Source organism: Actinomadura xylanilytica, from assembly GCF_030283145.1.
GTDB classification, from domain to species: domain Bacteria; phylum Actinomycetota; class Actinomycetes; order Streptosporangiales; family Streptosporangiaceae; genus Spirillospora; species Spirillospora xylanilytica.
On sequence record NZ_JASNWE010000003.1, the window covers coordinates 16608 to 29046 of the forward strand.

11 protein-coding genes are annotated in these 12439 nt (G+C 73.8%); 6 read left to right on the forward strand and 5 right to left on the reverse strand.

All coding sequences use genetic code 11. The annotated features are described in order from the left end of the window. Positions 1-46 precede the first annotated feature (46 nt). Genes QP090_RS18030 through QP090_RS18045 form a run of 4 tightly spaced genes read left to right on the forward strand, consistent with a single transcriptional unit; the run spans position 47 to position 4315 of the window. The gene (locus QP090_RS18030; protein WP_285940135.1) at positions 47-1234 is read left to right on the forward strand and encodes a CaiB/BaiF CoA transferase family protein; all 1188 of its coding nucleotides are present in this window, start codon (positions 47-49) and stop codon (positions 1232-1234) included. Continuing rightward, positions 1231-2088, forward strand: coding sequence for an HpcH/HpaI aldolase/citrate lyase family protein (locus tag QP090_RS18035; RefSeq protein WP_285940136.1), 858 nt, complete (start codon positions 1231-1233; stop codon positions 2086-2088). Before QP090_RS18030 ends, QP090_RS18035 begins: the two co-directional genes overlap by 4 nt. Then, a complete protein-coding gene (locus QP090_RS18040; RefSeq protein WP_285940137.1) occupies positions 2085-2918 on the forward strand; it encodes a cyclase family protein in 834 nt (277 codons plus the stop codon). The genes QP090_RS18035 and QP090_RS18040 overlap by 4 nt, the downstream gene beginning before the upstream one ends. After that, on the forward strand, positions 2915-4315 hold the full coding sequence (locus QP090_RS18045) for an MmgE/PrpD family protein (protein WP_285940138.1): 1401 nt from the start codon (positions 2915-2917) through the stop codon (positions 4313-4315). The genes QP090_RS18040 and QP090_RS18045 overlap by 4 nt, the downstream gene beginning before the upstream one ends. A 136-nt stretch (positions 4316-4451) precedes the next feature. Here QP090_RS18045 and QP090_RS18050 read toward each other — a convergent pair whose 3' ends face one another. The 5 genes from QP090_RS18050 to QP090_RS18070 all read right to left on the reverse strand — a co-directional run bounded on the left by QP090_RS18050 (position 4452) and on the right by QP090_RS18070 (position 11134). Continuing rightward, entirely contained in the window at positions 4452-4676 is a 225-nt protein-coding gene (locus QP090_RS18050; protein WP_285940139.1) for a hypothetical protein, read from the reverse strand. Positions 4677-4820: 144 nt separating this feature from the next. Further along, positions 4821-7784, reverse strand: a complete 2964-nt coding sequence (locus tag QP090_RS18055; RefSeq protein WP_285940140.1) for a leucine--tRNA ligase — start codon at positions 7782-7784, stop codon at positions 4821-4823. A 235-nt stretch (positions 7785-8019) separates the two neighbouring features. Continuing rightward, on the reverse strand, positions 8020-9288 hold the full coding sequence (locus QP090_RS18060; protein WP_285940141.1) for an alpha/beta hydrolase: 1269 nt from the start codon (positions 9286-9288) through the stop codon (positions 8020-8022). Between the two features lie 256 nt (positions 9289-9544). Next, a complete protein-coding gene (locus QP090_RS18065) occupies positions 9545-9754 on the reverse strand; it encodes an MbtH family protein (RefSeq protein WP_285940142.1) in 210 nt (69 codons plus the stop codon). A 135-nt stretch (positions 9755-9889) separates the two neighbouring features. Next, positions 9890-11134, reverse strand: a complete 1245-nt coding sequence (locus QP090_RS18070; RefSeq protein ID WP_285940143.1) for a DUF5753 domain-containing protein — start codon at positions 11132-11134, stop codon at positions 9890-9892. A 304-nt stretch (positions 11135-11438) separates the two neighbouring features. Between QP090_RS18070 and QP090_RS18075 the strand changes: the two genes are divergently transcribed. Both QP090_RS18075 and QP090_RS18080 read left to right on the forward strand, forming a co-directional pair. Then, complete coding sequence (locus tag QP090_RS18075) at positions 11439-11690, forward strand: hypothetical protein (protein WP_285940144.1); 252 nt, start codon at positions 11439-11441, stop codon at positions 11688-11690. 78 nt (positions 11691-11768) lie between these two features. Next, on the forward strand, positions 11769-12437 hold the full coding sequence (locus QP090_RS18080) for a TetR/AcrR family transcriptional regulator (RefSeq protein ID WP_285940145.1): 669 nt from the start codon (positions 11769-11771) through the stop codon (positions 12435-12437). Positions 12438-12439: the final 2 nt, after the last annotated feature.

Sequence of the window (12439 nt, forward strand, 5' to 3'; positions counted from 1 at the left end):
CTCCTCGCGCGAGGGCAGCGAGCCGACAGGAAAGGCGGTATGCCCCATGACGGATGCCTTGTCCGGAATCCGGGTGCTCGACACAGCCACGCTCTTCGCCGGGCCGCTCGCCGCAACACTGCTCGCAGACTTCGGCGCCGAAGTGATCAAGATCGAGCACCCCAAGGGCGACCCGGTGCGCAGCCACGGCGCGCGGCGCGACGGCGTCGGCCTCTGGTGGAAGATGCTCGGCCGCGGCAAGAAGGCGATGACGCTCTACCTCGGCTCGCCGGAGGGGCAGGACCTGTTCCGCGCGATGGTCGCCGACGCCGACGTGGTGATCGAGAACTTCCGGCCCGGCACCCTGGAGCGGTGGGGCCTCGGCTACGACGAGTTGCGCGAGATCAACCCGCGGCTGGTGCTGACCCGGGTCACCGGCTTCGGGCAGTTCGGTCCCTACTCCAAGCGGCCGGGGTTCGGCACGCTCGCCGAGGCGATGAGCGGATTCGCCGCCATCACCGGCGAGCCGGACGGGCCACCGACGCTGCCCCCGTTCGGCCTGGCCGACGGGATCGCGGCGCTGACCACGGCGTTCGCCGTGATGACCGCGCTGCGCGCCCGCGATGCCACCGGCGAGGGCCAGGTCGTCGACATGGCGATCATCGAGCCGATCCTCACCCTGCTCGGCCCGCAGATCATCACCTACGACCAGCTCGGCGAGCTCCAGGCGCGCACCGGCAACCGGTCCAGCAACAACGCGCCGCGCAACACCTACCGGACCAGCGACGGCCGGTGGGTCGCGATCTCCACCAGCGCGCAGTCGATCGCCGAGCGGGTGATGCGGCTGGTGGGCCGGCCCGAGCTGATCGACGAGCCGTGGTTCGCGACCGGGTCCGAGCGCGCCGAGCACGCCGACGAGCTGGACGAGGCCGTCGGCTCGTGGATCGCGCAGCGCGACCGGGACGAGGTCGTCCGGGCGTTCGAGGAGGCCCAGGCCGCCGTCGCGCCGATCTACAACGCCGCCGACGTGATGGCCGACCCGCAGTTCGAGGCCCTCGGCACGATCACCACCGTCCCCGACGACGAGCTCGGCCCGCTGAAGATGCAGAACGTGCTGTTCCGGCTCTCCCAGACGCCCGGCCGGATCGACTCGGCGGGCCCGCCGCTCGGTGCGCACACCGCCGAGATCCTCGGCCGGTACGGGGTCTCCGAGGAGGGCCTGGCCGAGCTGCGCGCCAAGGGCGTGATCAAGTGACCGCCGCCCCGCCGCCCCGGACCTGGCTGTACGTCCCCGGCGACCGTCCCGACCGGATCGGCAAGGCGCTGGCCTCCGCGGCGGACGCGGTGATCCTCGACCTGGAGGACGCGGTGGCCCCGGCCGCCAAGGACGAGGCCAGGCGGCAGGTCGTGCGGACCCTCGCGGAGGGCGCGCACGCCTACGTCCGGATCAACGTCCCGTCCTCCCCCGAGGGCGCCGCCGACATCGCGGCGCTCGCCGCCGCCCCGTCCGCCCCGGCGGGGGTGCGCGTCCCCAAGAGCGAGGACCCCGGCGAGCTGAGCCGGGTCGCGGACGCGCTCGGCGTGCCCGTCCACCCGCTGATCGAGTCCGCCCTCGGAGTGGAGAACGCGGCGGTGCTCGCCACCGCCCACCCGCTGGTCGCCGGGATCTCGCTGGGCGAGGCCGACCTCGCCGCCGACCTGCGGACCGGCGGCGGCGACGCGCTGGCGTGGCCCCGCTCCCGGGTCGTGGTCGCCGCCCGCGCCGCCGGGCTGCCGAGCCCGGCGCAGAGCGTCTGGACGGCGGTCCGCGACCTGGACGGCCTGCGCGCCGACACCGCCGCGGGCCGCCGCGCCGGGTTCTTCGGGCGCTCGGTGATCCACCCGGCGCAGATCCCCGTGGTGCACGAGGCGAGCGCGCCCGACCCCGCGGACGTCGCGTGGGCGCGCGAGCTGATGGACCAGCTGACCACCGCCACCGAACGCGGCGACGCCGCGTGGATCGACTCCACCGGCCGGTTCGTGGACAAGGCGATCGTCGAGCGGGCCACCTGGCTGCTCGCGGTCGCCGAGTCCGGCGGACGGCCCGTCAACGAAGGGCACCACTCATGACCGACCAGGTCACGCGCACCCAGGATCCGCTGCTCGCGGCGGTCGCCGGCGGGGTCCGGCTGATCGAGCTCGGCCAGCCGTTCTTCACCGGGATGCCGTGCTCGCCGAACCACCCCGGGTTCCGGATGACGCTGATCCGGCGGCACGGCGACATGGAGCGGCCGGACGGCGGCTCGGCCGCCAACGAGATCATCGTGACCGGCGGCCACGTCGGCACGCACATCGACGCGCTGTCGCACGTCAGCCAGGACGGCCTGCTGCACGGCGGGGTCGACGCGGCCGAGGCCCAGCACGGCGGCACGTTCACCAGCCTCGGCGCCGAGACGCTGCCCGGCCTGCTGCGCCGCGGGGTGCTGCTCGACGTCGCTGCCGTCCACGGCGTCCCGACGCTGCCCCCCGGGTACGGCGTGACCGTCGCCGACCTCGAGGCCGCCGCCGAGCGCGCCGGCACCGAGCCCGGCAAGGGCGACGTCGCGCTGATCCGCACCGGCTGGGCCCGCAACTTCGACGACGCCACCGCCTACATGGGTAAGGAGACCGGCGTGCCGGGGGTGACCACCGCCGCCGCCGAGTGGCTGGCCGCCCGCGAGATCGCCGCCACGGGCGCCGACACCACCGCCTACGAGCAGATCCCGGCGGGTGCCGGGCACGCCGTGCTCCCGGTGCATCGGGTGCTGCTGGTGGAGTCGGGCATCTACATCCTGGAGCACCTCAACCTGGAGGCGCTCGCCGAGGCCGGCCTGAACGAGTTCGTGTTCGTGCTGGCGCCGCTGCGCATCAAGGGCGGCACCGGCTCCCCCGTCCGCCCGCTCGCGGCGGTGTCGGCGTGACCTCCACACTGGTCCAGCGGCTGGCCGGGCTGGCGGACGACGTCCGGACCCGGGGACTGCCCGCCGAGCTGCGCGCCGACGCCGCCCGCCGGATGCTCGACGTGCTGGGCAACAGCCTGGCCGCGACCGGCGAGCCGCCGGCCCGCGCGGTCGGCGAGCTCGTCCGGGAGTGGGGCGGCGCGGGCCGCTCCACCGCGATCGGGACCGGCGTCCGGCTGCCCGAGCCGAGCGCCGCGCTGCTCAACGGCACCCTCGCGCACTCCCTCGACTTCGACGACACGCACCTGCCGTCGGTGCTGCACCCGTCGGCGTCGGTGGTGCCCGCCGCGCTCGCCGCGGCCGAGGCGCGCGGCGCGAGCGGCGCCGCGCTCCTGGACGCGATCGGCGTCGGCATCGAGATCACGGTGCGGCTCGGCATGGCCGGCTACGACGCCGAGCTCGGCAACTCGGTGTTCTTCGAACGCGGCCTGCACGCCACCGCGATCTGCGGCGCGCTCGGCGGCGCGGCGTCGGCCGCCATGCTGTCCGGGCTGGACGCGGGGGGCATCGCCGACGCGATCGGCATCGCCTCCAGCATGGGCGCGGGCCTGCTGGAGGCCAACCGCACCGGCGGCACGGTCAAGCGGATCCACTGCGGCTGGGCGGCGCACGCCGCGGTGACCGCCGCCGGGCTCGCCCGTACCGGGATCACCGGCCCGCCGACCGTGCTGGAGGGCCGGTTCGGGCTGCTCCAGGCGTTCTGCGGCGACCAGGCCCACCCGGACGAGCTCACCGACCGGCTCGGCGAGCACTGGGAACTGCCGGGGATCTTCTTCAAGCCCTACCCCTGCAACCACTTCACCCACGCCGGGATCGACGCGGCCCGCCGGCTGCGCGCGCGGGGCCTGGACCCGGCCGAGATCGAGTCGATCGAGCTCGGCGCGCCCACCGCGGTGCTGCGGACCATCGGCGAGCCGCTCGAGGACAAGATCCGTCCGAGCTCCGGCTACCACGCCGCGTTCTCCGGCCCCTACACGGTGGCGGCGGCGCTGCTCGGCGGCGGCGGGCTCGGGGTCTTCCACGAGGACTTCACCGACGAGGCCGCGGCCGACCCCGCGCGGCTGGCGCTGGCGGCCAAGGTCCGCTGCGTGCCCGACGCGCGGTGCGACGAGATCTTCCCGCACCAGTTCCCGGCCGTCCTCCGCGTCCGGACCCGCGACGGCCGCGAGCTGGAGGAACGGGTGGACGCCAACCGCGGCGGCGCGGGCAATCCGCTGTCGCCGGAGGAGCTGGCCACCAAGTTCCGGCTCAACGCCGCGCGGCGGGTCGGCGCCGCCGAGGCCGCCCGGATCACCGAGCTCACCTACGGCCTGGCCGAGGCCGCGGACCTCGGGGAGCTGACGGCGCTGCTCCGGTAGCACTCCCGCGTATGACGGACGGGCGGCGCGAATGCACCGCCCGTCCGGTAACGCGGAGACCGGTGCGCCGGGCGTTCGGTGAGTCCACTGGAAAGTGCTCACAGAACGTCGTCCGGGCGCACCGGACTCGTGCGCGCTAGTGCCAGTTGTTATTGGAGATGCAGTTCGTGAGCAGGTCGAGGTTGAGGGCGATGACCCCCCACGAGCTCTGCTCCTTGACGCAGGACTGGAACACATCCCCGCCCTTTCCGTGACCGTGACCGTGACCGTCGACCGGTGCGGCGGAGGCGGGACCGGCGGCGGCGAACGCCACGCCACCGGCAATGCCAAGGGCGGCCAACGTCGTTACGAAACGAGACACGACTAGCTCCTTACTGTCTGTGACTGCTACGTAACCTTTCGTATCCGCGACCCGCTCGTGATAAACCCGGCAAGCACGCTGTTCTGCCTGGTGGAGGTCTCTTTACCAGGCCAATGCACGGCACGGGAAAATGGCGTCCGGCCTCTATTCGGGGCCCTGTGCGGCACCGGCGGCCGGGGGCCGGCGTGCCACGATGTTCACGATCCGGCCCGGCACCACGACCAGCCTCTGGACCGTGGCGCCGGAGGTGTGCCGGGCGTAGCCGGGGTGCTCGGCCAGGATCCGCTCGACCCGCTCGCGGCCGGCGTCCGCCGGGACCTCGATCGTGAACCGGGTCCGCCCGTTGACCTGGACGGGCAGTTCGACGAAGGGCTCGGCGGCCAGCGACGCGTCGGCCTCCGGGAAGCCCGCGTGGGCCACCGGGGTGTCGTGCCCGAGCCGCGACCACAGCTCCGCGGCGATGTGCGGGGCCAGCGGCGCCACCATGAGGACCAGCGGCTCGGCCAGCGCGCGCGGCACCGCCCCCTCGGCGGCGGCGATCTTCGCGGCGCGCGCGGTGAGGCCCATCAGCCGGGCGATGGCGGTGTTGAGGCGCAGCCCGCCGACGTCCGCGCGGACGACCGTGATCGTCTGGTGCAGGGCGCGGAGCGTCGCGGCGTCCGGCGGCGCGTCGGTGACGCGCGGCCCGCCGGTCGTCTCGTCGACCATCGAACGCCACAGCCGTTGCAGGAACCGGTGCGCGCCCGCGATGTCGTCGGTCCGCCAGGGCCGGTCGGTGTCGAGCGGCCCCATCCCCATCTCGTACAGCCGCAGCGTGTCGGCGCCGTACCGGTCGCACATCTCGTCGGGGCCGATGCCGTTCTTGAGGCTCTTGCCCATCTTGCCCGCGCGGCGGGTGACCGGCCTGCCCCGATGGGACGGCGTCCCGTCGGCGGCCGTGGCGACCTCGGCCGCCGGGACGTGCATGCCGCGCTCGTCGGTGAAGGCGTCGGCCAGGATGTAGCCCTGGTTGAACAGGCGCCGGTACGGCTCCTTCGTCGAGACCAGCCCCAGGTCGTACAGCACCTTGTGCCAGAAACGCGCGTACAGCAGGTGCAGCACGGCGTGCTCGACGCCGCCGATGTACAGGTCCACCCCGCCCTCCCCGCCGGATCCGGCGTCCGGCGGGACCATCCAGTAGCGCTCGACCTCCGGGTCGACGAACGCCTCGGTGTTGGCCGGGTCCAGGTAGCGCAGGTGGTACCAGCAGGACCCGGCCCACTGCGGCATGGTGTTCAGCTCGCGCCGGTACGTCTTCGGGCCGTCGCCGAGGTCGAGCTCGACCGTGGCCCACTCCTCGGCCTTGGCCAGCGGCGGCACGGGGTCGCCGGTCCCGTCCGGCTGCGGCCTCGGCCGGAAGTCGGTCATCTCCGGCAGCAGGACGGGCAGTGCGGAGTCGGGCAGCGCGACCGGGAGGCCGTCCTCGTCGTAGACGATGGGGAACGGCTCGCCCCAGTACCGCTGCCGGGAGAACAGCCAGTCGCGCAGCCGGTACGAGCGGACCGCCCGGCCCGCGCCCCGCTCCTCCAGCCACGCGATGACGGCCGCGATCCCGTCGGCCCGGCCCAGCCCGTGAAGGTCCGGGCCGCCGGACGCCGGGACATGGCGGCCATCGCCGGTGAACGCGACGGGCCAGTCGCGGGCCGGCGTCCCGGGCTCGATGCCCTGCCCGGCGAACCACTCCGGGCCGGGCTCCAGCACCTGCCGGACCTCCAGCCCGAACGCGCGGGCGAAGTGCAGGTCGCGCTGGTCGTGCGCGGGGACCGCCATCACCGCCCCGGTGCCGTACCCCATCAGGACGTGGTCGGCCAGGAAGACCGGCATCGCCTCGCCGGTGACCGGGTTGGCCGCGTGGGCGCCGGTGAAAACGCCGGTCCCGGCGTCCGCCCCGGCCGCACGCCGGCGGTCGCCGAGCCGTGCCGTCCGGTCGCGGTACGCGGCGGCGGCGCGCCGCGGCGTCCACTCCGCCGCCGGGACCGGGCCGCGCCCCGCGGGGAAGCGCCACGCCTCGGGGGTGCCGGGCGGCCAGGCCGCGGGGAGCAGCCCGTCCGCCCGGGGGTGCTCGGGCGCGAGCACGACGTGAGTGGCGCCGCGCAGCGTGTCCGGACGGGTGGTGAACACCTCGATCGGCTCGCCGCCGCCCGTGACCGGGAGGGAGACGCGGGCGCCGTCACTGGCCCCGATCCAGTTGCGCTGCATCCGCTTGATGGGCTCGGGCCAGTCGACCAGGTCCAGGTCGCCGATCAGCCGGTCGGCGAACGCGGTGATCCGCAGCGTCCACTGCCGCAGCGGGCGGCGGTGCACCGGGTGGTTCCCGACATCGCTGCGGCCGTCCGCGGTGACCTCCTCGTTCGCCAGGACGGTGCCGAGCGCCGGGCACCAGTTGACCGGTTCCTCGGCCAGGTAGGCCAGCCGGTGCGCGTCGACCGCCCGGCGCCGCTCGACGCCGGTGAGCGCGGCCCACGGCCGGCCGTCCGGCGCGGGCCGCTCACCCGCCTCGAACTCCGCGACCAGGTCGGCGATCGGGCGGGCCCGGCCGGTCCGCTCGTCGCACCACGCGCCGAACAGCCGCAGGAAGATCCACTGCGTCCACCGGTAGTACTCCGGGTCGCTGGTGACGATCTCGCGGCGGGTGTCGTGGCCCAGGCCGAGCCGCCGGAGCTGGCGGCGCATCGCGTCGATGTTCGCGCGGGTCGTGTCGCGCGGATGCCGGCCGGTGTCGATCGCGTACTGCTCGGCGGGCAGGCCGAACGCGTCGTACCCGAAGGTGTGCAGCACGTGGTGCCCGGTCATCCGCAGGAAGCGGGCGAGCACGTCGGTGCCGATATAGCCGAGCGGGTGCCCCACGTGCAGGCCGGCGCCGCTCGGGTACGGGAACATGTCGAGCGCGAAGAACTTGGGGCGGCCGGCGACGCGGCCGAACCCGTCCGCGAGGGGTCCCGCCGGGTTGGGCGAGTCGAAGGTGCCGTCCGCCTCCCAGCGGTCCTGCCACCGGCGCTCGATCTCGTTCGCGAGGCGCGCGTCGTAGCGGTACGGCGGCGCGGTCCCGTCGGTGTCGTTCGCCTTCATCTGAGCGTCTCCATCTGCCGTGCCGTCTCCCCCGGAAAATGAAAAAGCCCCTCGGAACACGAGGGGCGGGCCGCGTCGACTCAGTGCGTCAACGCGGCCCGGGAAGAAGAAGTGCGTTCAGGATGGACATGCCCACACCGTACACGGCGCGCGGATCCGCGGGACGGGGATCGGCGGGACCGGGGCCGGGGCCAGTGGCCGCTTCCGGCCCCGGCGGCCGGTCAGGAGCGGCCGGTCAGGAGCGGCCGGCGCCGATGGCGGTGGTGATCGCCGGCCAGCTCGCGACCAGCTCCCGCTTCCAGTAGGCCCACTTGTGGGTGCCGGGACCGTAGAGGTTGGCGGTGACCGCGACGCCCGCCTGCCGGGCGGCCTTCACGAAGTTGGCGTTCATCGTGCCCGCGAAGTTCTCGCCGACGCGTCCGGCGTCCCAGGGCGCGGTGCCGGACTTGTCGTAGGGGCCGGGCTGCCCGTTGCCGGAGGAGACGTAGACGCCGATGCCCTTGAGCCTGCCCACCATGACCGTCGCGTCGTGCGCCTGCCAGTTCGCCCGGTCGCGGATCGGCTCGCCCCAGATGGCGTAGCGGTCGACGCCGCCGCCGCTGTCCATCGAGGTGAGCACGGTCGGCATGCCGGGCGCGGTGATGTTGAGGGCACCGCTGTAGGAGGCCGCGTACCGGAAGAGCCCCGGGTGCCGCTCGGCGTAGGTGATGGCGCCCTGCCCGCCCGAGGACAGCCCGATGGCGGCGCGGGCGGTGCCGGCGTGGAAGTTGCGCTCCATGAGCTGGATGACCTCCTGGATGTGGAAGGTCTCCCACTCCGGGATGCCGCCTTTCCCGCCGTTCCACCAGTTGGTGTAGGAGCCGCCCGAGCCGCCCTCGGGCATCACGACCATCACGTCGTCGCCGGCGGCGACCTGCGCGAGGTTGGAGTCCTTGGTCCAGGACTGGTAGTTGTTCCGGCCGCCGTGGTAGGCGTACACCACCGGCCAGGTGCGGGTCGCGCCGGCCGACCACGACTTGGGCACCAGCACCCGGGTCTTCACCGACGAGCCGAGCGCCGGCGCGGCGATGGTGACGTCGAACTGGTACTTGGAGACCTTCTTGACCGCGGTGACCTTGGCGCCGTCGTCGGACGAGCGGTAGACGCCGTTGCCGTTGCGGGCCGACTCCGCGCCCTTGGGGAGCCCGGTCTTCTTCCCGTGCAGCCGGGGCTGCCGGTCGGGGTCGGCCACCTTGACCGTCGGGTGCCCGCTGCTGAAGGGGTAGCTCGTCGAGGGCGTCGGCGAGGCCGAGGGCGACGTCGTGGGCGGGACCGACGGCATCCCGACGCCGGGGCCGGGCATCTCGACGGGCTGCTCGGAGCCGGCGGCGGCCTCCGGCGTGCCGTTGGAGGAGACGGGCCGGCCCACCCCAGTCTGCGCCAGGATCACCATGATGCCGGGCAGGACGACCGCGGTCACCGCCACGCCGCCGACGGCGATCTTCCGGTCGGTACGCTTCTTCATGGCCTCTCCAGTTGGACGCTCCCCCAGCCGGCGGGGGCGATCGGGTCCGCCGCCGAGCTCACCTCGATGCTCTGCACGCGGAGGGCGTGGGTGCGTCAGATCGAACCCAGAAGGACGTTACTGTCACAACCGCCCCGTCCACAAGCATTGACAATAAATGCAATAAAGCCGCCGTCCGGTTGTTACCGGACGAGTGCGCGGGGCGCCGCACCGCGCCCACTCCAGCCCGCTCCAGCGCCGCCGCAGCAGCTCCGCTTCAGCCCGCGGCGCGGGCGGCGAGGCTCCGGGGACGCAGATCGGTCCAGTGGGTCTCGACGTACTCCAGGCACCCGGTGCGGGGCCCGGGACCGAAAGCCGCCGCCCATCCCGCGGGGACCTCGGCGAACGCGGGCCAGAGCGAGTGTTGGCCCTCGTCGTTGACGAGCACGAGGAAGGCGGCGTCGGGGTCGTCGAAGGGGTTCGTCACGGCGGTGCCTCCACGGGGGACGGAGTACATGAGAAGTAAGGCTCACCTAACCTAGCAAGCACTCCCCGGCGCGCGCCATCTCCGTCGATATCAGACATAAGAGAGATGCGGTCCATAGGGGCGAGATCACGCATTCTAGAATTCGCCGAGCGTCCGGGCGAGGCGCGCGACACTCGCCCCCGGCCGGTCGGCGGCGACCGCCAAGCGGGCGAGCACTCCCCAGTAATGCCGGACGTCCTTGGACTTCTCCGGATAAAGCGCGTAGGTGAGCTGTTCGAGATAGACCACATCGGGAATGTCGCGCCCGGGAAAACGCAGATGCGTGACCGGCCCGTCGAGCGCCGCGGCCGGGCCCCCGGCACCGGCCGGCAGGAGCTGGATCCGCACGTTCGGGAGCGCGGACGCCTCGATCAGATGCCCGATCTGATCGCGCATCATCGCGGCGCCGCCGGGCCCGGGACCGGCCCGCAGCACGCGCTCGTCGATGGTCGCCCGCAACTGGGGGGCGCCCTCGCGGCGCAGGATCCCCTGGCGGCGCATCCGCAGCTCGACGCGCCGGTCGATCTCGGCGGCGTCCGCGCCGGGACGGCCGCTCCGGATGGTGGCGCGGGCGTACCCCTCGGTCTGCAACAGGCCCGGGATGAAGCGCGGCTCGTAGACCTGGAGGACGGCGGCGTCCGGCTCCAGGCTGAGGTAGGTCTCGAACCACTCCGGCACCACGTCGCGGTAGTCGGCCCACCAGGCGAGCGCCGCGGCCTGCTTGGTCAGCGCGAGCAGCCAGGCCCGCCTGGACTCCTCGGCGTCGCCGGACGGACGCCTGCCGAGCGCGTCGCTGCGGGCGAGGCCCACCGGGCCCGGCCCCGGCCGCGCCCCCGTCCTCGGCCGCACCCCCGCACTCGGTCTCGCGCCCGCGCGGCCGGCCCGGGACCGTCCCGTGCCCGCGTGCCCGGCCTGGAGCACCGCGCCCGGCCGCCCGGCCACGGCCGCCGCGCCGGCGACGCTGGTCACGGCCCCTCCGGCCTGGTGCGGGGCCTCGTGCGGGGGGCCGTCGATCGCCTCGTACTTGCGGCGCCATTCGTCGAGGGTGCCGAGGCGGTCCGGATTCACCGAGCCCTCGATCGCGACCACCCGCAGCAGGGCCCAGAAGGACGCGACCAGCTGCCATCTCGGCGCCCGCCGCCGGCGGCATTTCAGCAGGTCGTTCACCGTCGACTTCGGAAGTGCGATGACACGCACCCCGAAGACCGGCAGCGAGTCGGACTCGAGCCGGCGCGACAGCTCCTCCAGCACCGCGTAGGTCGGCGGCCCGGCGATCTTCCAGGCCCTGTTCAGTTCGGCGATGAAGGCGTCCAGTGCGCGTGCGCGATCGTCGTCGGGCATACCCCTCATCCGCTCGATCGTGGGTGAGAACACAGGGTCCGGATCAGAGGACATGATCCCACCGGCGCCGTGCCGGCACCGGTCACCTGACACATTCTCCGGCATCGGTTTTCGGCCCGTCCACGTCATCCATCGGACCCGTGCTGAATCGGCCGGACTGTGGAGCGAATGGTGACGAATGACCCTTGCTCCGCGCACCGATCATCCGATCCTGTCCGGATTCCTCGATGACCGCCATATCCGGGCCGCCGGAAGGCCACAGTGGTTTCCGTACACCCCGCTTCCCCAACGTAAGAGTCATACGATGCCGCTGCCGGACACAGAGCCGTCGCCGCCGCTCGGCGACCCGGGCGACCCCCACCGCGTCCTCTCGGACACCGATCTGCTCGCGCTCATGCTGTTCACCGTCTGGGCCACCCGCACCGGCCGGACCCTTCCCCCCGTCCCGGTCGCCGACCTCACCGCCGAGGAGCTCGAGGACTTCTGGGCCGACGACCAGCTCGAGCAACCGGTCCGGGCACGGGTGCCCGCGCCCCGCCTCGGGACGGACCGCTGACGGTATGAGCGCTTCCATCGTCAGAGCGCCGACACGGCCGGCGGGCACGCCCCGCCGGCCGCCGACCGTGAGGACCCCGTGAGCGAGCACCCGCCCGTCCCGCCGTCGCGCCGGGTCCGCAAGGAGCCCGACGAACGGCGCGACCAGATCCTGGCCTGTGCCCGCGCCCTGTTCAGCCGGCGCCCGTACGGGACGGTCTCCAACACCGAGATCGCCGCCGCGGCCGGCGTCAGCCGGGGGCTGCTCAACCACTACTTCGGCACCAGGCGCGAGCTGTACCTCGCCGCCGTCAGCGAGATGATGGGCGTCCCGCCGATCCCGATCCCGGCCTTCGTCGAGGGCGCGAGCGTGCGCGAGCGCGTGCACCAGAGCATCGACGCCTGGCTCGAACTGCTGTCGCGCAACCGGGAGACCTGGCTCACCGCGCTCGACCTGACCGCCTCCGGCGGCGACGGCGAGCTGGAACGGATCCTGGAGGAGGCGCGGGAGCGCGCGGTCGACCACATGACCGAGGTGGTCGGGCTGACCTCGCTGTCGCGCGAGCACGCCGAGGTGCGGTCGGCCTTCCGCGGCTACTCCGGGCTCGCCGAGGCCGCCACCCGCGAGTGGCTCAAGCAGGGCCGGCTGAGCAGGGCCCAGGCGCACCTCCTCCTCGAAGAGGTCCTGCTGCACCTGATCGAGCGGGTGGTGCCCGGCCTCGCCGCCGCCGGCGCCCCGGGCCCGGCGGACTCCCCCGACTCCGATTGACA